Annotated in this window: 13 protein-coding genes; 7 read left to right on the forward strand and 6 right to left on the reverse strand. The window is 69.6% G+C overall.

The features are described from left to right. From ACFVYF_RS06760 to ACFVYF_RS06790, 7 genes are all read left to right on the forward strand, one after another. Positions 1-1,026 carry an LD-carboxypeptidase gene (locus ACFVYF_RS06760; protein ID WP_389451784.1) on the forward strand — a complete coding sequence of 342 codons (1,026 nt, stop codon included), beginning with the start codon at positions 1-3 and terminating at the stop codon, positions 1,024-1,026. Positions 1,027-1,133: 107 nt separating this feature from the next. Beyond that, positions 1,134-2,498: an ATP phosphoribosyltransferase regulatory subunit gene (locus tag ACFVYF_RS06765; protein ID WP_389451787.1), complete on the forward strand. Its 1,365-nt coding sequence runs from the start codon at positions 1,134-1,136 to the stop codon at positions 2,496-2,498. Between the two features lie 78 nt (positions 2,499-2,576). Next, on the forward strand, positions 2,577-3,116 hold the full coding sequence (locus tag ACFVYF_RS06770; RefSeq protein ID WP_389451790.1) for a hypothetical protein: 540 nt from the start codon (positions 2,577-2,579) through the stop codon (positions 3,114-3,116). Positions 3,117-3,127: 11 nt separating this feature from the next. Further along, positions 3,128-4,117: a hypothetical protein gene (locus tag ACFVYF_RS06775; RefSeq protein WP_389451793.1), complete on the forward strand. Its 990-nt coding sequence runs from the start codon at positions 3,128-3,130 to the stop codon at positions 4,115-4,117. After that, entirely contained in the window at positions 4,110-5,300 is a 1,191-nt protein-coding gene (locus ACFVYF_RS06780) for a cytochrome P450 (RefSeq protein WP_389451796.1), read from the forward strand. Before ACFVYF_RS06775 ends, ACFVYF_RS06780 begins: the two co-directional genes overlap by 8 nt. Before the next feature lie 29 nt (positions 5,301-5,329). Beyond that, a complete protein-coding gene (locus tag ACFVYF_RS06785; RefSeq protein ID WP_389451799.1) occupies positions 5,330-6,241 on the forward strand; it encodes a hypothetical protein in 912 nt (303 codons plus the stop codon). Positions 6,242-6,462: 221 nt separating this feature from the next. Continuing rightward, positions 6,463-7,494 (forward strand): amino acid--tRNA ligase-related protein, encoded by a 1,032-nt coding sequence (locus tag ACFVYF_RS06790; RefSeq protein ID WP_389451802.1) that lies wholly within the window; start codon positions 6,463-6,465, stop codon positions 7,492-7,494. Between the two features lie 317 nt (positions 7,495-7,811). On the opposite strand, the gene ACFVYF_RS06795 is transcribed toward ACFVYF_RS06790, so the two are convergent. From ACFVYF_RS06795 to ACFVYF_RS06820, 6 genes are read right to left on the reverse strand one after another with little or no spacing between them, the layout of a single operon-like run. Beyond that, entirely contained in the window at positions 7,812-8,507 is a 696-nt protein-coding gene (locus ACFVYF_RS06795) for a formyltransferase family protein (RefSeq protein WP_389451805.1), read from the reverse strand. 34 nt (positions 8,508-8,541) lie between these two features. Next, entirely contained in the window at positions 8,542-8,724 is a 183-nt protein-coding gene (locus tag ACFVYF_RS06800; RefSeq protein WP_389451808.1) for an MbtH family NRPS accessory protein, read from the reverse strand. Further along, on the reverse strand, positions 8,724-9,962 hold the full coding sequence (locus tag ACFVYF_RS06805; protein WP_389451811.1) for a cytochrome P450: 1,239 nt from the start codon (positions 9,960-9,962) through the stop codon (positions 8,724-8,726). The genes ACFVYF_RS06800 and ACFVYF_RS06805 overlap by 1 nt, the downstream gene beginning before the upstream one ends. Beyond that, the gene (locus ACFVYF_RS06810; RefSeq protein ID WP_389451814.1) at positions 9,959-11,743 is read right to left on the reverse strand and encodes a beta-ketoacyl synthase N-terminal-like domain-containing protein; all 1,785 of its coding nucleotides are present in this window, start codon (positions 11,741-11,743) and stop codon (positions 9,959-9,961) included. Before ACFVYF_RS06810 ends, ACFVYF_RS06805 begins: the two co-directional genes overlap by 4 nt. Before the next feature lie 36 nt (positions 11,744-11,779). After that, positions 11,780-13,600 (reverse strand): amino acid adenylation domain-containing protein, encoded by a 1,821-nt coding sequence (locus tag ACFVYF_RS06815; protein ID WP_389451817.1) that lies wholly within the window; start codon positions 13,598-13,600, stop codon positions 11,780-11,782. Then, on the reverse strand, positions 13,597-19,881 hold the full coding sequence (locus ACFVYF_RS06820; protein ID WP_389451819.1) for an acyltransferase domain-containing protein: 6,285 nt from the start codon (positions 19,879-19,881) through the stop codon (positions 13,597-13,599). The genes ACFVYF_RS06815 and ACFVYF_RS06820 overlap by 4 nt, the downstream gene beginning before the upstream one ends. Between the last annotated feature and the right edge of the window lie 631 nt (positions 19,882-20,512).

Raw genomic sequence — 20,512 nt, forward strand, 5'->3', positions numbered from 1 at the left:
ATGACCACGTGGCCGTCCCCCCTGGCCGAGGGCGCAACCCTCGCGGTGTGGGCGCCGAGTTCGCCGGCGCCCGTCGCCTTCCCCAAGCGGTTCGCCCGGGGCATCCAGGCTCTTCAGGACGACGGGTTCACGGTGCGCCCGATGCCTTCCTGCGCCGCCGCCCACGGGGTGTCGACCCTGCAACCCGCGGCGCTGGCAGCGGAGTTGCACCAGGCCCTGCTCGACCCGGAGTGCGACGGGATCGTCGCCGCGGTCGGGGGCTGGACCCTGATCAACGTGCTGCCGCACCTGGACTGGCAGTTGATCGGTGAGGCCGCCAAGCCGCTGATCGGCTACAGCGACATCGCCTCCTTGCTCAACGCCGCCTCGCGCAGGTCGGACCTGGTGTCCTTCCACGGCCCGATGGTGGTGTCCGAATGGGGTGAGGCGGCCGGGCCCTGGGACTACACCCGGAGCGAGTTCCGTGCCGTCACGGGCCTGGCAGGTCCCTGGACGGAGCACCCGGTCACCGAACCCGCCACGTGGTCGGACGAGATGCTCTGGTGGGACAAGGCGGACGACCGGCCCCGCTCGCCCCGCGACGGCGGTGAGCGGGTCCGGACCGTGCGCGGTGGTTCTGCCGAGGTCGAGGGGACCCTCTGGGGCGGGTCCCTGGCCGTTCTGTCGCTCGTCCTCGGAACCCCTTTCGCGGACCAGCCCGAGGACAGTCTGGTCTTCGTCGAGGGCGAGGGCCTCGCGCCGGACGAGTTCGCGGCCCGGCTGCGCCAGCTGCGGCTCGCCGGTGTCTTCGACCGGTCGGTGGGCGTGATCGTGGGCCGGATCGGCAGAGCTCAGGCATGTCTGAGCGGTTTCACCGACTTCGACGAGGTGCTGCGCGACATCGTGCCCGCTCACCTCCCGGTCGCGGCCGGCTACGCCCTCGGGCACTCGACGCCCATGCTCACCGTGCCGGTCGGCGGCCGGGCACGACTGCACTGCGCGGGGGAGGCCCCGCCCCGGCTGACGCTCCTCGGCCCAGCCGGCTGATGGGCAGGTACAGCCCTCGTGGCAAGGGCTGGACCCGGCTCTCCGCGGAACAGCCGTACACGGGACAGGCCGGCCGTGCTGTCCCTCACACGAGATTGGATCAATCCATGAGCATCGCAACACCTGGTCGTGAAGAGGTCGCAGCCAGGCAACTCGACATCTCCATGCCCGGGTTCCCCGAATCCCTGCCCGCCGACGTGATGTTCGAGCAGGGCGTCATCCGCACGATCGGCAGAGGGTTCGAGGCGAGGGGATTCCGGCCGCTCGACTCGGCCTGCGTCCAGCGCCAGGAGGTGCTGGTGGCCGGCGGTGCCCAGTACCTCGACGGCGGCATTCCCGAGTTCGCCTTCACCGTGCAGGAGCCGCCGGAGTCGTACACGGGCGCGAATCTCGCCCTGCGCTACGACCTGACGGTCCCCGTCTCGCGCTTCATCGCCGAGCACTCCAGCAAGCTCTCCTTCCCGCTGCACTGCTACCAGATCAACAAGGTCTGGCGTGCGGAGCAGATGCCCACCGCCACCCACTGGCGGGAGTTCTACCAGTGCGACGTGGACGTCATCGGAGACGGCGAACTCAGCCTGCTCTACGACGCGGAGATCGCGAACGCGCTGGTCGGTGCCTTCCAGAACATCGGAGTGGCCGGCTTCACGGTGCGCATCTCGAACCGCAAGGTGCTGGCCGCGCTGCTGGACAGCCACGGAGTGCGGGTGCACCGGGCGCGGTCGATCGTGCAGATCCTCGACAAGGGCAACCGGCAGCCCGTCGAGGAGACCGTGAGCCAGCTGGTGGCGTCCGGCATACCCGAGCACGTCGCCGCGGACCTCGGCCGGCTGGTCGAGTCGCCGACCCTGTCGGAGGCCCGGGACCTGCTCAAGCTCAGGGGTGCGGACCTGACGGGCGTCGAGGAGCTGGACACGGTGCTGCGTGCCGCCGACGACCTCGGTATGCCGGAGAACCACCTGATCCTGGACTTCTCGATCACCCGCGGGCACGACTACTACACGGGCACGGTCTTCGAGACGTTCGCGACCGGACGCGAGCACTGGGGGGCGATCGGCGCCGGCGGCCGCTACGAGGACCTGCTGAAGCACGTCAACGGAAGCAGCTACCCGGGCGTGGGCATGTCCGTCGGGCTCGCCCGGCTCATGGGGCTGCTGCGCGAGGACGGCGTGCGCCAGCAGCGGGGTCTGCGGCAGGACGCCATCACCGTCGTACGGCACGAAGGCGGTGACGCACAGAACGTCCTGCGGTCCGTACGGGAGTTGCGGGGCGCGGAGCTGTCGGTGCAGGCGGTCTTCGACCCCGTGAGCGAGGACAAGGCGCGGAGCATCGCCGAGGAAGCCGAGGTGGGCTACCTCGCCTCGATCCGGGGCGCGGACCAGGCCGTGGTGCGGGACATGGCCTCCGGGGCCGAGCAGCAGGTGCCCGTCGACGGTGTCGGGGCGGCCGTCGCCCAGCTGCGCGACTCCTGATCCGCGCGGCCGTCAGTGGCCGGCCGGGGTGTGGGTGCACACATCGCTCGCACCCCGGCCGCCGGGCTGGAGACAAGCATGCATTCCAAGTTCCGTTCGCGGGCCGTCATCTCAGGGGCGGCCGGCTATCTCGCCGTCCAGTTCTGGCACACGTTCCGGAACCGGAACACCTGGCCCTTCTGCGCGTACAACATGTTCAACTACGACTTGCCGGACCGGTGGCACCAGTTCCGGGTCGTCCTCCATGACGCGGACGGCAACGCCATGGGACCCACCGATCCGTGGTGCCTCCTTCCCGTGGAGTTCTTCAGGGTCGTCTCGATCCTCAACAAGATGTTCTTCGGCTCGGCGGACGAAACCCTGCGGAGCACGTTCTGTGAACGCACCCTCCATCTGATCAATGAATCCCCCTGGGAAGACTTCGACGAAGTGCGGGCTTCTCCGGTGTCGCCGTCGGCTGCCCCTTTCGTAGCACTCGACGTCTATCTGGTGGAAGTCGACAACACCTGTGACGCGTTCGACCGGTCCTCGGTGTTCTCGGCGGAACTGCTCCATCGGCACGATCCACAGGGCATCACCGCAGGAAAGCAGATCCAGTGGCTCATCCAAGAGAAGTAGGGAATCCCGCCATGGGTTGTTCAGACGTGGACGGAGCCAGTCCGCCGGCAGGGCCCGCGAGCCGGTGGCTGAGTGACCTCTGCATCCGCCAGGACCGCGCCGCGGAACGCCTGTTGCTGTGCCGCCTCACCACGGGCGCCGCCGTGCTGCGCACCGTGTGGCACCTCCCGACGGGCACCTTCCTCGCCACGTACCAGCCCCTGGTGGAGGAGGCCGCCGGCACCCCGGGGACAGGCCGGGCCGTCAACCCCCTTGCGTACGAGGCACTGCGCGGGATCACGGTCGTGTCGGCGGGCGCCTGGATGCTCGGCGCCCGCCATCCAGCCGTCAGGATCGCGGCGAACGTGTCCTTCGCGCTGCTGCAGCGGCAGGTGGTGAAACTCGACGACAGCCTGTACAGCTACAACAGCCACCTCAATGTGTTCCTCGGTCTCCTCTCCCTCGCCGACGACCCCGAAAAGCCCCAACGTCCGGGCTCGTCCGACGCGTACGCCTCGGCTCTGCTGGCCGCCATGCAGGCCTACTACGCCGCGATGTATCTGCAGTCGGGTATCTCCAAGCTCGCCACGGTCGGCTGGAAATGGACCCACGGCAGGACGCTCCAGGGCGCGTGGGCCGAACTCGGGACGCCGGCCGGGAAGCGCCTTTCGGCGATGAACCCGAAGCTGGCTCAGGCGGCGTCAACGGGAGCGCTGCTCTATGAACTGGCCTTCGCCCCCGCGCTGTTGGCGGCATGGCGGCACAGGGCCCTGCTGGGGCTCTCCTCCGCGGCCTTCCACGGTGCGGTCAAAGCGACGATGAACATTTCCTTCTGGCATCTGTCCTGGTTCTCGGCCCCGCTCTTCGCGGTCCCGGACAAGGCCGCCCGCGGGTACTCCCAGCTCCTGTCGACGGGCCGCCGCGGCAAGTGGCCGGCCCGGGGCATCGCAACGGCGGGTGCGCTCGTCGGAGCGGCACCACTGGTGAAGTCCTGGCTGAAGAGGAGGGCCGGCAGTGTTTGACGGATCCGTACTGCTGACGCACGAGACAGCTGTCGACCCCTACCCGGTCTTCGCCCGCATGCGCGCGGTCGAACCGGTGCACTGGAACGAACCCACCAACTCCTGGTACGTCACGTCCTACGAGCTGGTGTCCGGCCTGCTGAGGGAGCCGACCCTGTCGGCCTGTCCCGGGGACTACATGGGGCAGCAGCGTCCCGAGGACGTCGCGGAGGTGGAGCGGGCCGTCGCCTTCTTCAACTCCTGGATGGTCTTCAGCGATCCGCCCCACCAGGCCCGCCTGCGTGATGTGGTGGCTCCCGCGTTCCCGCGGCGCACCGCCGAGGCATGGGCGCAGTTCGTGCGGCAGACGGCACAGGAACTGCTCGACGCGTCCACGCCGGGTGAGATCGATCTGTTCGGCGATTTCGCCGCACCGCTCGCGGCACGTCTCACCTGTGCCGTGCTCGGCGTGCCGCCGGGTGACACGGCCCTGGTGCGGGCGTGGTCCACGCAACTCATCGCCTTCCTGAGCACACCGACGGCGGACGCCCGGCGAGCCCGGGTCGCGCTGAAGGCGGCCGACGAGCTCGGGGCGTATGTCCAGGCCACCGTCCTGCCCCGGCTGCTGTCGTCGGAAGACGAACGCCTGATGGCGCTGCACGGCATCGCGAAGCTCGACAGGGACGATGCGCTGGCCGTCTTCTCGCAGTTGCTCACGGGCGGCATCGACCCCGTGGCGAGCGCTCTGGCCACGACGGCCGACGTGATGATGGGCTGGAGCCCGGCCGAACGGCAGTCGGCCGCAGCCGAGGCCACGCGCCTGGAGGCCGTGGTCGAGGAAGCCCTGCGCTATGACGCGCCGTTCCATTTCGTGCCGCGTACGACCACCACCCCCCTGGAGATCGGGGGGTGTTCGGTGCCGGCCGGTCAGCGGGTGGTCCTTGTGATCGCTTCCGCCAACAGGGACGAGACGGTCTACGAGAATCCGGACGAATTCATCCCCGGGCGGGCCGGGCCTCGCCATCTGTCCTTCGGTATGGGCAAGCACTACTGCTTGGGAGCCATGCTGTCGCGTGTCGTACTCCGGGAAAGTCTCGGTGTGTTCTTGAAGTGGCTCCTCGAAGCCAGTCCCCGTGCGCTGGAGAGCGTGCGTTCCCCTGCATTCGGTGCCACCACCTGGCAACGAGTGATGATTTCTGTCTGAGTGGCGGCACTCGGCCCCGGAAGTGAACTATGCCAATCCTGACGACTGTTGTGGGCGACGGCCTCGCGGCCCACCGAGCGTGGGCGTCCCTGCAACGCTGCGAACTCTTCGAGATATACGAAGGGCACGGTCCTTTCGGCGTACGAGGGGTCGGCGAAGCCGCCGCGGGAAGCTGGACCGAGCTGCTCGAGAGGCCGGAGATCGAGCTGCTCGTCCTCGCGGTACCTCACGCGGATCGCCTCACCCTCAGCCGGGCCGCCCGCGCCGCCGGCAAGGCGGTGCTGCTGGAAGAGGGACCACCGCTCTCACTCAGGGAGCTCGACCAACTGGCCGAGGACGACGCCAACTACGCGGTACCCATGGGAATGGTGCTGCCGCTGCGGGGGCTGCTGATTCCCGATCACGGGATCACGGGCCTGACGTGGACCTCCACTGCCTGCGGCGGGCTGATCATTTCCCACTTCACTCCGGCCTCGGGCCCGCTGTGCCACGCGGCGCACAACCTGGCGCAGGGGCCCCTCGAACGGTGGCCGTCCCAGGCGGTCATCGGCGCTGTCACGCCGTATCTCGACCTGGTGTGCCAGCTCTTCGGCAAGCCCGTTTCGGCGCACATCGACGGCGCCGAGAAGGGCTCGGCCGTCGGATCGGTCGAGTTCGACTCCGGTGCCCGGCTTTCGCTGGTGGTCACGGTCAGATCGGCCATCGAGGAAGCCCAGTTGAAGATCATGGACGCCGATCGCACCGTCACGCTGCAGGGCCGGGAGCTGCGGGTGGAGGACGCGGGGGGCCTCGTGCTGCACAGGGTTCCCCCACTCAGCGACCTGCGGCTGTCCTCCTACCGGGAGATGGCCTTCGCCGTGCACTCCGTGACCACCGTGAGCGGCCACTCACCCACGTCGGCGCGGGCCCTGGCGGACTGCCTGGCGCTGCTTCACGGGTGAACCCTTCAAGCCCGTCCGTGGACAGGGCATCCGGCAGCGGCCGGCCACCGCCGTGCGGCGTCTCAGCATGTGAGAGCGGCCCCGCGAATGGCGATGAGAAGTCATGGCGACCGTGCGCAGAGCCCGGACCTGGACTGCTGACGCGAATGTGAAAAAGGATGGGCCCAAGAGGCCCGGCGGCAAAGACATTTTTTCCGCCTTCGATCGACGGAGGATTATTCATGTCCGTTGCACCTGGGGGAACCGTGGAGGCTCCTCGTTCCTGGCTGACTCCCGAAAAGCACTATCTGGCCGTGCTGGAAAATCCGTGGTACCGCAACCTGACCATTCTGCAGGACATTGTCACGCACAGCACGACGGAATTCTGGACTCGACGGGGTGCGCGTAACCTTCACCTCCCCATCACGACCGGATCCATTTCCAGCCCGATGGGCCGCGGCAGCGACAGCTCCCCGGTCGAGGTGGAACTCGAAGGAGTTCCCACCTATCTGGCGGACTCCATGCAGTTCATGCTCGAGTTCGGCTGCCGGCTGGCTCCGCAGGGGTCGTATTACCTCATGCCGTCCTTCCGCGGAGAGTCCGCGGACCAGACGCACCTGTGCCAGTTCTTTCACAGCGAGGCCGAGGTCGCCGGGGGACTCGATGACGTCATCGAGGTCGTCGAGGCCTACTTGAGGCACCTCGCCACGTCCTTCCTCACCCATGGCAGGCAGGCCATCACCGAGATGGCCGGCAGCGTGGAGCACCTGGAGATCCTGGCCGGCAGCGGCTCACTGCCCAGGGTCCCCTTCGAGGAAGCGGTCGAGCTGCTCAGGGACCAGCCGGACGCGGTCAGCGTGCTGGAGCCCCAGTGCAGGAGCCTGACCCGGCAGGGCGAGCGCGCTCTGATGGACAAGTTCGGCGGGTACGTCTGGCTGACGCATCCCGACCACCTCAGTGTCCCCTTCTACCAGGCGTTCGCCGAGGAGGATCCGGCCAAGGCCCTGAGCGCGGACCTGCTCTTCGGGATAGGGGAGACGGTGGGCGCCGGCGAGCGCCACACCGACGTCGCCGACCTGCGCCGCGCGCTCGCGCTGCACGAGGTGCCGGAGGACGCCTACGAGTGGTACGTGAACATGAACGCCCGCCATCCGATGCGGACTTCGGGGTTCGGACTCGGAGTGGAGCGCTTCCTGCTCTGGGCCACGCAGCACGACGACATCCGTGACCTCGCGCTGCTGCTCCGGTTCAACGGATCGGCCATCCTGCCGTGACGTGGCCGTTGCCGGCCGGCGGCGCCTGCTCCGGAGCGGCCGACTGCACCCGCTGCGCCCACGACGGCCCCCGGGCCGGCCGCCCGGAATCCGTACCCGGTCCACACGACCGCGAGGCCGACCCGGGACCGCCGCCGATGGAGTGCGTCAGGCGATGGGTGCGCGACGAGTAGCGCAGCCGGCAGGAGCCCAGGGCGCGACCTCCCGACCGACCGCCGCCTCGGTGCGCTCCGGGGTGCGGGCGCGTACCCGCGCCCGCACTCCGAGGCGACAACTCAGCTCTCTCCAGGGCCGGTTGAGGGAGTCCCCCGTGGCCTTCACTGCGCGTGAAGCGCCCACCTGCTGCCATCGACGGACGTCGTTCCGGGCAGCGCGATGAGTTCGGGCTTGAACAGCGGTGGCGCGCCCATCGCAGGCTCCCAGGTCGCCAGCTTCTCGTCCTGCGGGACCTCGATCCGCCTGCCGTCGGCGAGGTCGGCGACCACCCGCAGCAGCAACCGCACACCGAGCGGGGCCAGATGCTCGCGCCACAGGCTCTGCGCGGTCGAGCCCGGGGGCACGAACAGATGCTCCTGGGCGGCGAGCGGGCCGGCGTCGGTGCGCTCGGTGAGGTGGTAGACGCTCCCGCCGGTCACCTTGTCACCGTCGCGGATCGTCCATCGGATCGCGTCCCGGCCGCGGTGCAACGGCAACAGGCTGGGGTGATAGCCGATGGTGGCGACGGCGGCCCTGGCGCGCGTCCGGCGGCCCAGGAAGGCGTGGGAATGCGCGGCGACGATGAGATCCACCCCGTCCGGCACGTGCATCGCGCGCAGCTCGGCCGAGTCCGTCCACGGGATGCTCCGGGCGAACGCCCAGGAGCGCAGACGGTCCCAGGACAACGCGTTGTTCTCGTCGGACTGCCCCTTGCGCAGCCGGGGGGCCGCCACACCGGCGATCCGGTGCCCTTCGTCCTGCAGGGCCTCCGCGACTTGCACCGCGAATGCCCCTCGTCCCGAAATGTAGATGTTCACTCGCGCTCCAGGCGGTCGCCGGTCGGATTTCTGTTCAGCAAGGGGCGGTGAAGTTCCGCTCGACATGGTCGAGGGCACCGTCACGGTCCGGGGCGGAGTGGACGATCCGCCAGCCCCTCGGCACCTCCAGGTACGGCCGCCACAGCGCGTACTGCCCGGCTGCGTTCGCCACGACCAGCCAGTCGGCTTCGCCGCCGTCGAAGGGGCTACCGCTCATCAGTCGTCCTCTCTCAGTCCGGAGTGATCGGGCCGGAACCGCACCGACAGCGTGGAGAACCCGGTCAGGAAGTTGGACCGGATGCGCAGCGCGTCATCGGTCTGCTCGAATCCGGTGGTGAAGTCCCGCAAAGCCATGAGGAGTTCGGAGATCTCCACCTTGGCCAGGTACGACCCGACGCAGAAGTGCGGCCCGTAGCCGAAGGCCAGGTGCTTGTTGGGGGTGCGGCCGAGATCGAACACCCCGGGCCGGTCGAAGATCCGTTCGTCCCGGTTGCCGGAGGAGTGCCAGAGCGTGACGATCTCGCCCGGCCGCAGCCGTACGCCGTGCAGTTCGGTTTCGTGGACGGCACTGCGCCCGAAGTGCATGGTGGGTGACGCCCAGCGCAGCACCTCGTCCACCGCGGTGTCGATCGCGACCTCGCCGTGCTTGAGCCGCCGCCACTGCTCGGGCTGGGCCGCGAGGGTGTGGATGCTGTCGATCATCGTGAGCCGGCTGGTCTCGTCGCCCCCGATGATCAGGCTGTAGCAGTTGAGTACGACGTCCTCGTCGGACAGGGGCACACCGTCGATGGAGCTGCCGAGCAGCATGCTGATCACGTCGTCGCCCGGCGACTCGCGCCGCAGCTCCACCAGGTCCATGAAGTACAGCAGGATCTCGTTGCGGGCCATCTCGGAGTCGACCTCGTCGATGTCCTCGTCGTCGGTCGACAGCGCGGCCTTGGTCTGTTCGAGCAGGTGGTCCCGGTCCTCCTCGGGCACGCCGAGCAGGTTCGAGATCGTGGTCATCGGGATCCGGCCGGCGATCTGTTCGGCGAAGTCGCAGACGCCGGTCCCGACCGCCTCGCGGATCAGCTGCCGGGTGTTGACCCGCACCGCCCGGGCCACCTCGCTGAGCACCCTCGGCGAGAGCACCCGCTGCAGGATCTTGCGCAGTTCGTGGTGCCGGTGCCCGTCGGTGACGGCCAGCATCCGGCCGGCTCCGGCGTCACCCCCGCCCAGCAGCGTGACGAGCACGTTGCCGCGCTCGGACGTGAAGTTCACGTCGTCCCGGTAGGTGGCCATGATGTCGTCGTAGCGGGAGAGCACCCAGAACCCCCGGCGGCCGCCGGCCGGCGGGTTCCAGTACACCGGGGCGGTGTCGCGCAGGGTGCGCCAGAACTCGTCGAGGTTGTTTTCGGCGAACGTGCCCGGGTCGCCCAGGTCCACGGTGTCCAGTGCCGGTGTGCTCACGGTCACCAGTCCGTACGCCAGAACCGGCGCGGCTGGAACGGGTAGGTGGGCAGGGGCACGCGGTGGCTGGTCTCCCCGAGGTGCAGGGAGTCGAAGTCCACCCGTTGGCCGTTCACCCAGGCGGCAGCCAGATCGGACAGCGCCGGTGCGTCCGTACCGGACTGCACGATCCCGTTGTCGCCTCGGTGGAAGGAATCCAGGTTCACCCGCGGCGCGTTGCCGGCGGCGGCGGCCGGGCCGCGGGGGGAGTCGGCGGACAGTGCTTCGATCAGCTCCGCACGGCTGCGGACCACGGCCGCCCACCGGCGGTCCATCACCTTGCGGCCCACGTTGAGGCTGAAGCAGACGTCGTCCAGACGCAGCTCGGGGTGGGTGACCAGCCAGTCCCTCAGCCTCGCGCGCTGACGAGCCAGCGCTTCGTCGTCCAGGGCGGACAGGGTGGCCAGTCGCGGCCTGCCGACGGCTTCGGGCGCACGCTCGGCAACCGCCGGCGGCTCCTCCAGCACCAGGTGCGCGTTGTAGCCACCGCCACCGATCGAGGTGACGCCCGCCCGGCGGATCCCGGACTCCGGGTCCCAGTCCGCGGCCTCCAGCTGCGGTACGAAGGGGGTGCTGGGGAAGTCGAGGTCCTGGTTGACCTCCGTCAGGTTGACCGTCGGTGCCAGCTTCTTGTGATGGAGGGCCAGCACGGCCTTCATCGCACCGAAGCCGCCCGACACCACACCGCCGTGGCCCACGTTGCCCTTGACCCCGCCGATCGAGCTGGTGCCGGTCTGTTTGCCGAACGCCATGCTCGCCGCGTGCACCTCGAGCTCGTCGGTCATCGGCAGGCCGAGACCGTTGGCCTCGTACATGGACACGGTGTCCGGGGTGACGCCACCGACCTCCATGGCGCCGGCGATGCACGCGCTCAGCCGCTCGGGCTGTGCCAGACCGTAGGCCATCGCGCTGACACCGTTGTTGTTGATGGCCGAGCCCTTGACCACGGCGTAGATGTGGTCCCGGTCGGCGACGGCCTGGGCCACCGGCTTCAGCAGCAGCGTGACGACACCGCTGGACAGCGCGGTGCCGGTGCCGTTGGCGTCGAACGGGCGGCAGTGGCCGTCCCTGGACAGGATGCGGTTCTCTTCCCACAGGTGACCACGAGGGTGCGGCAGCCGGACCATGGCTCCACCCGCGATCGCCATGTCGGTCTGGCCGAGCAGCAGCGACTGGCAGGCCAGGTGCACCGCGTAGTGGAAGCCGGCGCAGACGGCGGCGAGGGTGACGGCCTCGCCGGTCAGCCCCAGGTAGTACAGCGCGTTGGACGTCATGGTGTCCGGCGACCACGCCAGGCTGGCCTCGATCGCCTCGGGGCCGACCGACACCCGGTCCGGCGGGGCACTGTAGAGCGCTGCGGTCTGCGGGTTGTTGGCGCCGTAGACGCCCACCTCGGCCTTGACCCGGTCCGGGTCGTAACCCCCGTCCTCGAGCGACTCCCACGCGCTCTCCAGGAACAACCGGTTCTCCGGGTTCATCCTGTTCGCCATCCGGTCGCTGATGCCGAACACTCCCGGATCGAACCGGTCGTAGCCGTCGAGCAAGCCGCAGGCCCGCACGTAGAACGGGCTGTGGATCAGGGTTTCGTCGACCAGGATCTCGTCCTTGGCCAGGAACGACACGGACTCCCTGCCGTGTATGAGGTTGTCCCAGAACTGTTCCTTGGTGCCGGCGCCGGGCGTCCGGCACGACATGCCGATGACGGCCACATCGCCCGGGTCGTAGTCCTGCTCGGGGCTTTCGGTCATGGCAAGGCTCCTGCTTCGAGTCGAAGTGGGGGTGGCTCAGCTGCCGGTGGAGGTACGGCGGCCACGCAGCGCGGCGCGGCGGGTGTGGGCGCGGAGGCGGGCCGACTGGACCAGCTCGGGGGTGGCGCCGCTCTCCTCGTCGAGCCAGCGGCCGAGGGAGGAGATGTCACGGAAGCTGAACAGGTCGGGCACGCGGACGCGGCGGTCGAACCGCCGGGTCATCAGCCTGGCCAGCCGGACGAGGAGCAGTGAGTCGCCGCCGAGGTCGTAGAAGGCGGCCTGGACATCGATGCTCGCCGGTTCGAGGTGGAGCAGCTGGCCCCAGATCTCCGACAGCGCCACCTCGGTCGGTGTGCCGGCGGCCGTCAACGGGCGGCCGGAATCGGCGGCCGGCGGCTCGGGAAGCGCGGCGCGGTCGAGCTTTCCGCCCGGCGCCGACGGAAGCGCGGCCAGGAACACGATCGTCCCCGGCACCATGTACTCGGGCAGCTCGGTGGCGAGCCTGCCGGTGATGGCGCTCTGGAGTCCGGCGTCCAGCCGGACACCGTCCTGGTGGCCGCCCGCGGGCACGACATAGCCGATGAGGCGGTTGCCCCGTACGACCGCGGCGGCCTCCTGGACCTCGGGGCAGCCGGTCAGGCGGGCCTCGACCTCTTCCAGCTCGATGCGGAAGCCGCGCAGCTTGACCTGGTGGTCGGAGCGGCCGCCGAACCGGAGCTCACCGTCGTCGGTGAAGGTGACGACGTCACCGGTGCGGTACATGCGTTCGCCGTCCATGAACGGGTCCGGCACGAACCGTTCGGCCGTGGTGCGCGGCCGGTTGACGTAGCCGTGGGCGAGTCCGACGCCGCCGATGTAGAGCTCACCGGGCACGCCCGGCGGCAGCCGTTCCAGGTTCTCGTCGAGCACGTAGGCGCGGGCGCTGACCGACGGTGTGCCGATCGAGGGCTCATCGGTCTCGTCCTCCGGCACCAGCTTGAAGGAGCAGAAGACGGTCCCTTCGGTGGGGCCGTAGGCGTTGAAGACCCGGTCCGCGCTGGTCTCCCGGTACGCCCGGTCCACCAGCTTGCGCCGCAGGGGCTCTCCGCCGAAGACGACCGTGCGCACGTTCGGCGGCAGACAGACGGCGTCGAGCAGTCCGTTCATCACCGACGGGACGACGTTGAGATGGGTGATCCTGTCGGCGTACGGACTCTCCGGCAGGTGGACGGCGCTTTCCACGAGCACGACGGCGCCGCCCCGGCACAACGCGCCGAAGATCTCCATCACGGACATGTCGAAGCAGACCGAGCTCGCCGCGGAGACGCCGCTCAGGTCGCAGCCGTCGAAGATCCGGTCCATTTCGGACAGCATGGCGACGCAGCCGCTGTGGTGGATGGCCACGCCCTTCGGCCGGCCGGTGGATCCCGACGTGTAGATGATGTACGCGGTGTCGCCGGGCACGACCGGCACGGGCTTCTCGCCGGGCTCGGTCGTCACCGTCTCACCCAGCAGGACCACGGTCGGGCCGGCCGGGCAGTTGGCCCGGGACGCGGGCGTGGTCAGCAGCAGGTGGGTCCCGCTGTCCCGGACCATGAAGGTCAGCCGCTCGGCCGGATACTTCGGGTCCAGTGGCACATAGCAGGAGCCGGCCCGCAGGATGGCCAGGATGCCGACGATCAGGTCGGGGGTGCGCTCGACGCAGATGCCCACCGGGACACCGGGGCCGGCGCCGTCGGCGACGAGCCGTTCGGCCAGCACGCGGGACCGCTCGTTCAGCTCGCCGTACGTCAGGACGCCGGCGTCGGAGTAGACGGCGGGCGCGTGCGGGTTCTTGACCGCTTGCTCGACGAACTCGGAGTGCAGGGTCTCGGTCACTGGTCTGTCTCCTCGGGGCGGCCGCTCGGGGCGATGTCCTGGAGGGCCAGGTCGGGGTGGGCGATCGAGTCGAAGAGCACCGTGCGGTAGAGCGCGAGCAGTGCCGTCACGGTCCCCGTCTCCAGGTAGCTCGGTTTGTACTGGACGTGGCCGACCACCTCGCCGTCGATGTCGGCCATCGAGATTTCCAGGTCGAATTTGGCGAGGTGCCTGCGCACCGGCAGCGGTTCGAGCGGCAGGGCACTGTCGGGCGCGATGGTGTCGCCGATGCCGTGGAAGAGCTTGACGGACCGGGGAAACGCGTCCGAGGAAAGCCAGTTCACCACCACGTCGAACCACGGGGAGCGGCCCTCGGCCCTGGTCGGCTTCAGGGTGGACGCCAACAGGTCGAGCGGGTAGTTCATGTGCTCGAGCAGGCCGAGCGAGAAGGCGTGGACCTCGTTCAGCAGGTCCCGGAAACTGCGGTCGCCGGCGGGTGCCGCGCGTACCAGCACCGTGTTCAGGTAGTAGCCGATGGCCGATTCCCAGCCCGGTTCGCTGCGTTGGGCGATGGCGGTGGCCAGCACGGAGTCCTCCACCCCGGCCGCGCGGTTGAGCGTGGCGAAGAAACCGGCCAGCACGACGGTGCTGATCGACACGCCCTCGCGGACCGCGAACTCCCTGAGCAGGCACGTCTCTTCGGCACTCCAGCGGAACCGCAGGTCGCGGCCCTCGTAGGTGACGCCGGGAGGCCGCTCCATGGTGGACAGGTCGAGGTGGGCGGGCGGGTCGGCCAGTTTCCGCGACCACCAGTCCAGTGCCGCGTCGGCCGCGGGGGCGGCCAGCCACTGCCGTTCGGAGTCGACGAAGTCCGTGTAGGGGACGACCGGCGCGCTGCCGGCGGGGTCGACGCCCTCGTAGAACTCCTGGAGTTCGCGGATCATCACGTCGGCCGACGCCGCGTCCGACGCGATGTGGTGCACGAGCACCAGCAGGTAGTGGTCCGCCGGCCCGCGCGTCATCAGCACCACCCGCACCAGCGGCCCATGGTCCAGGTCGAGCGGCAGGTGGCCGAACCCGGCCAGTTCCTCGCGGGCTCGCTCGTCGTCCAGGTCGGTGCTGTCCACCAGGAGGAACTCGTACACCGGCTCGTCCAGGATGACCTGGTACGGGCTGCCACCGGCCTCGACGAAGAGCGTGCGCAGCGGGGGATGCCGCTCCACCACGGCCCGCACGGCGCGGTCGAGCGCCTGCTCGTCGACCGCCGTCCGGATCCGGGCGGCCACCATGAAGTTGTAGGGCACGGCGTCCGGGGCGATCTGCTGCATGAACCACAGCGAGGCCTGGCCGTGGGACGCCGGTGCCAGTTCGAGCCCGAGACCGTCGGCGCGTAGCTGCTCGAAGGCCGGTGCGTCGCTGGGCTCCAGCAAGCCGCGCGCGGCCAGTTCGTCCACCAGCTCCTCGGCGTCCAGTTCGGTCAGATCGTCGAGGAAGGTCCGGGCCGGTTCGCCCCGGGGCGCCCGCGTCGGCTCGGCCACCGCCTCCGGCTGTGGCTCCGACGCCGGGGACGGCTGCTCCGCCGCGGCCGGTGCCGACGGGACCGCCGTGGTGGCAGTGGTCCGGCCGAAGGTCTCGACGAGGTGGCCGACGACCTCGGATATGGTCCGGCCGTCCAGGAACACCACCGGCGACACCCGCTGCCCGAACAGCGACTGCAACCTGTTGACGAGGCGGATCGCCAGCATCGAGTCGAGACCGAAGTCGCGCAGGCCGGCGCCTGCGTCGAACTTGCTCGCCGGCACGCCCAGCGCGTCGGCGATCTCACCGAGGACGACCTCCTCCAGCGGCTTGGACTCCACGGTCCCGGCCACCGCCTCGGCCACGGTCTCGGCCACGGTCTCGGCCCCGGTCTCGGCCACGGTTTCGGCCACGGGTCCGGCGACCGGTGCCGAGGTGACCTGGGGCCGGGGTGTGGTGTCCAGCCAGTAGCGGTCCTTCTGCCACTGCACGAGGGGGGTCTCCACCACCTCGACGTCGTCGGCGAACAACGAGTCGAAGGCCAGCGGAAGGCCCCTGACGTACAGCGAGGCGGCGGCCCCCAGCAGGCAGCGGACGTCATTTTCGTCGCGCCGCAGGGAGTTGACCGCGTGCACACCGGCACCGCGGGTCAGCGCGATCTCCTCGACCGCGCCGCGCAGCGTCTCGTGCGGGCCGATCTCGATGAAGGTGCCGATGCCGTCCTCGACCAGGGCACCGATCGTCTCGGCGAACCGGACCTGGTTGCGCAGGTTGTGCACCCAGTAGTCGACGTCGACGACCGGGTTCACCGTGTCGGCCAGTGCCGTGGAATGGAAGTCGATGGTGTTCGACAGTGGGGTGATGCCCTCGATGCTGTCGCGCAGTGGCTGGATCAGCGGATCCATACCGGGGCTGTGCACCGGCCGTTCCACCCGGATCCTCCTGGTCGGGATCCCGGCCCGCCGGAGGTCGGCCTCCAGGGCGCCGATGGCGTCGGGCGAGCCGGAGACCGCCGCGCTGGTGGGGCTGTTCACCACGGCGACGGCCACGTGCTCGGCGTACGGGGCGATCCTCGGCAGCAGCTCCTGCTCCGACAGGTCCACCGAGATCATGGCGCCGGCGGCAGCTCGCCGTTCGAGCAGATGCGACCGGGCGACCACGACGCGGGCGGCGTCCTCCAGCGACAGCGCGCCGGCCACACACGCGGCCGCGACCTCCCCCAGGCTGTGCCCGACGACGGCGGTCGCCGGAACACCGAGTTCGAGCCAGACCTTCGCCAGCGAGACCTGCAAGGCGAACAGCACAGGCTGCTGGAAGTCCATCTCCTCGAACCTGGCCCGGCCGGCCGGGGCGGCGAGCTCGTCGAGCACCGAGCAGCCGCCGGCCGCGCGCACGGCGGCATCGCAGGCGTTCATCCACGTACGGAAGCCGGTGTGCGAGCGCATGAGTTCCCGGCCCATGCCGGCCCACTGCGTTCCGCCGCCGGAGAACACCAGCGCCACCCGCCGGTCGCCGCTGCCGGCGACCGTGCCCGTGACGACATCGGGGTGCGGCTGCCCGGCGGCGACCCGGGCAAGTCCGTCCAGGACGTCCTGACGGTTGCGGGCGAACAACGCGATGCGGTGGTTGTGGTGCGAACGCCTGGTCGCGAGGGTGTGGGCGAGGTCGGAAACCCGCAGGCCCGGGTCACGTTCGACGTGGTTGGACAGCTCACGGCAGGTGGCGGCCAGCGCGTCCGCCGAGCGCGCCGTGACGGGTACGAGCTGCACCTGCTCGTCGGCCGCCACGTCGCCCTGGCCCGGCGTGACGTGGCGTCCCCGGTCGCCCGTGACGAACGGGCCGGCCACGACGGGGTGGCCGGCGGCGTGCAGCGCGCCGAGCGAGCCGAGCAGGGTCCAGGCTTCGTCGGTGCCACGCCGGAGCGAGGGCAGGGTGGTCGCCGGCAGGATCTCCGCCACGGACTTCAGCAGTACGGGATGCGGACTGAGCTCGATCACTGCGTCGATGTCGTGGCCGCGCAGGGTGGTCAGCGCGTCGACCACGCGGATCTCCCCGCGCAGATTGTCCGCCCAGTAGTCCGGCCCGAGCTCCGCGCCGTCGACGAGTTCGCCGGTGACCGTCGAGATCATCGGGACGCGCGTGGTCCGGGGCGCGATGCCGTCGAGTTCGGCCCTCAGCGGGGTGAGGACGTGGTCGACCAGCGGCGAGTGGGGTGCGTGGCCCATCCGCACCCGGTGGCTCGTGATGCCCTCTTCGGTCAGCCGCTGGACGAGGCCGTCGATCTCCTCGGGCGTACCGGTGACCAGTGTGGAGTTCAGGCCGTTGTAGCCGGCGACCGTGAGCCGGCCGGTCAGGTACTGCTTGACGACGTCCGCACCGGTCGTGACCACGATGCCCTCGCCGCGTCCGACGGCCAGCTGCTGGAGGAGCCGGCCGTGTGCGGCGGCCAGGCGGGAGGCGTCCTCGAAGTCGAGTGCGCCGGCGATGTGGGAAGCGGCGAACTCACCGACGCTCTGTCCCACGACGACGTCCGGCTCCACCCCCAGCGAGCGCCAGGCGTCGGCCAGCGCGACCTGGATGCAGAACAGCAGCGGCTGGAAGACGTCCATGTCGTCGATGCGGCCGTCCGGCGCCAGCATCTGGTCGACGAGCGAGAAGCCCAGCAGCTCCCGCATCCGCTTGTCGGAGCGCATCATGGACCGCCGGAACACGGGCATACCGGCGAGCAACTGCCTGCCCATGCCCACCCATTGCGAACCATTTCCCGAGAACAGGAACGCCACCCGCGGCCTGCGTCCGGTCAGCTCCCCGGCACTCAGCCCGTCAACCGTCGTGCCGGCGGTGAAGGCAGCCAGCTGCGCCCTGAGCTCGGTCATGTCGCGGGCCGCGGCGGCGAGCCGGAACGGGCCGTCGCCGGGTGTCCGACGGCAGATCTCCCGCAGGTCGTTCTCGTCACGCAGCGCCGAGACCCGCTCGGCCAGCGCCTCCCGGGAGTCCTCCGCCAGCAGGAGGAGCGAGCCCTCGGGCCGCGGCAGCTCCTCGACGACGACGTGGCAGATCGCGCCGCCGAAGCCGAAGGAACTGACGCCCGCCCGGCGTGCGTCGGACCGTCGCGGCCACGGCGTCAGCCGGTCCTGGACGGTGAGGTTGTACTCGTCGAACATGATCTGCGGGTTCGGGGTGGCGTAGTGCAGGCTCGGCGGCAGCACGCCGTTGCGGATCGACAGGGCGAGTTTGACCAGTCCGACGATGCCGGCTGCCGCTTCCAGATGCCCGACGTTGGACTTGACGGAACCGAGCCGCAGCGGCGCCGCGCGGTCACCGCCCAGGACCGCGCCGATGGCGTTGACCTCGATCGGGTCGCCGAGGGGCGTCGCGGAGCCGTGGCACTCGATGTAGTCCACGAGGGACGGTGCGATGCCGGCCCGTCGGTAGGCGTTGCGGAGCATCAGCTCCTGCGCCCGGGGGTTCGGCGCGGTCATGCCGTTGCTCAGCCCGTCGTTGTGGGACGAGCTGCCCTTGATCAGGCAGTAGACCGGCAGATCGCGCTCGAGGGCCACGCTCAGCGGGGCGAGCACCACGACCCCGGCGCCCTCACCGCGGACGTAGCCGTCGGCCCGGGCGTCGAACGACTTGCAGCGGCCGTCCGGGGCGAGCGCGCCCATCTGGTCCATGGCGGTGTAGTAGTCGGAGACGAAGCTCAGGTTCACGCCGCCGGCCAGCACCAGCTCGCTCTCGCCCATCCAGATCGACTGGCATCCCACGTGTACGGAGACCAGCGATCCGGCGCAGGCGGCGTCGATGGCCATGCTCGGGCCCTGCAGGCCGAGGAAGTAGGAGACGCGGTTGGCGATGATGCCGTCGTGCATGCCGGTCGCGGTGTGCGGGGTGATCTGGCTGTCAGGGCCGCGGTAGTGGGCCAACGCGGCGTAGTCGCCCCAACAGGAGGCCATGAACACGCCGGTGTCGCTGCCGACGAGGCTGAGCGGCGGGACACCCGCGTCCTCCAGCGCCTCCCAGGCCAGTTCCAGTACCAGCCGCTGCTGCGGATCCATCTGGACGGCCTCGCGGGGCGAGATGCCGAAGAACAGCGGATCGAACTGGTCGATGCCGTCGATGAATCCGCCCCAGCGCACCTTGTCGCCCAGGAGATCGCGCCGCGCGGCCGGCACCGGGCCGACGGCGTCGCGGCCCTCGGCCAGCAGCCGCCAGAACGCGGACGGATCCGGTCCGCCGGGGAACCGGCAGCCGATGCCCACGATCGCGATGGGCTCGTGCGATGCCACCCGGCGATCGCTGCCCGGGGCGGTCTGAGCGGCTCGTGGACCGTCGACAAGCGCATGGGACAGCTCGTCGATGGACGGGTACTGCCACATCCAGGTGACCGGAACTTTCCAGCCGACGAATGCGGACAACGAGGCGGCAATGGTTGACAGTTTAAGCGAATCCAGACCGTACCGGTGCATCGGTGCCCAGCGATCCACCGAGTCCCGGGATATGTCCATCAGCTCGACAACACGAGAAATGAGAAACTCTGTTACGGCGGATAAGTCTCGGGCTGCGCGCTCTTGGGGCATTTCGGCTCCTCGGCAGGGCAAATGAAATGTACGCGGGCAGAGCTTGCGGCCGGCAGTTTCAGGGCGCAGAAACTCCGTCAACGGTGCAATGGCAGCAGGATTGAGGTGGCTGCGGCACACATGCGGGCAGGCCGGAAAACGCGGCCGAGACGGGCGGTTATCGAAATGGTCAGACGGTGCCCGGCCAACGGGCCGTGAAGAGAGCATGAACCGGAAGATTCACTCCGCCGTGTCGAGCGCCGCACTGGGGCCGCACGCGAGGAAGCCCGCTCAGGGGCAAAGAGATCCGTGGCGCGCTGGGCGGGCTGTCCCACCACGGAAAGAAAGACATGGCTGTGGAAAAACTGGTGCGCGCACCGAGACCCAACCCCCGTTAAGTCGTCCTGGCTGAACCGGATCGTGATCCGGTTCAGGTTCACTGCCCGGCAGTCCAGCCGCCGGGTTTCCTCGTCAGTCTCCTGGTCAAGCCGATCCGCGACTGCGTTGCCTTCAGCAACGTACAGGCGAAAATCTTCCGCCGCACTACCACTGCCGACGAGCCTCGAGACCCCATTCACCCAAGTCAGGAACTATGCGGACTGACGTGGTCCGGATTATGGGCTCTCGCCCGGCCGACACCTCAGACTGCCACTGTGTGAATGGAGAGACAAGTGTGATTCGTGGGTCGGAAGGAGCGCTGACGAGATTTAGCCCCCGAAGTGACTGGTTCGCTGTTCTTCTCGCGCTCTGGCCGTGAGTCGGTCCGGACGTCATGGGCGACAGCGGGCATCCCTGTTCAACCCGGGTCAATCCTCACGCATCCCGGTCCTGGCCGGTAATCCATTGCGGTCGCCGGCGG

Origin of the sequence: Streptomyces sp. NPDC058274 (assembly GCF_042881375.1) — a bacterium.
In the GTDB taxonomy this organism is placed as follows: domain Bacteria; phylum Actinomycetota; class Actinomycetes; order Streptomycetales; family Streptomycetaceae; genus Streptomyces.

What these genes read in the sequence shown, in the direction of transcription:
- ACFVYF_RS06760 (WP_389451784.1), top strand. Translation starts at nt 1, where the DNA reads ATGACCACGTGGCCGTCCCCCCTGGCCGAGGGCGCAACCCTCGCGGTG.
- ACFVYF_RS06765 (WP_389451787.1), top strand. Translation starts at nt 1,134, where the DNA reads ATGAGCATCGCAACACCTGGTCGTGAAGAGGTCGCAGCCAGGCAACTC.
- ACFVYF_RS06770 (WP_389451790.1), top strand. Translation starts at nt 2,577, where the DNA reads ATGCATTCCAAGTTCCGTTCGCGGGCCGTCATCTCAGGGGCGGCCGGC.
- ACFVYF_RS06775 (WP_389451793.1), top strand. Translation starts at nt 3,128, where the DNA reads ATGGGTTGTTCAGACGTGGACGGAGCCAGTCCGCCGGCAGGGCCCGCG.
- ACFVYF_RS06785 (WP_389451799.1), top strand. Translation starts at nt 5,330, where the DNA reads ATGCCAATCCTGACGACTGTTGTGGGCGACGGCCTCGCGGCCCACCGA.
- ACFVYF_RS06790 (WP_389451802.1), top strand. Translation starts at nt 6,463, where the DNA reads ATGTCCGTTGCACCTGGGGGAACCGTGGAGGCTCCTCGTTCCTGGCTG.
- ACFVYF_RS06800 (WP_389451808.1), bottom strand. Translation starts at nt 8,724, where the DNA reads ATGAGCGGTAGCCCCTTCGACGGCGGCGAAGCCGACTGGCTGGTCGTG.
- ACFVYF_RS06810 (WP_389451814.1), bottom strand. Translation starts at nt 11,743, where the DNA reads ATGACCGAAAGCCCCGAGCAGGACTACGACCCGGGCGATGTGGCCGTC.
- ACFVYF_RS06820 (WP_389451819.1), bottom strand. Translation starts at nt 19,881, where the DNA reads ATGCTCTCTTCACGGCCCGTTGGCCGGGCACCGTCTGACCATTTCGAT.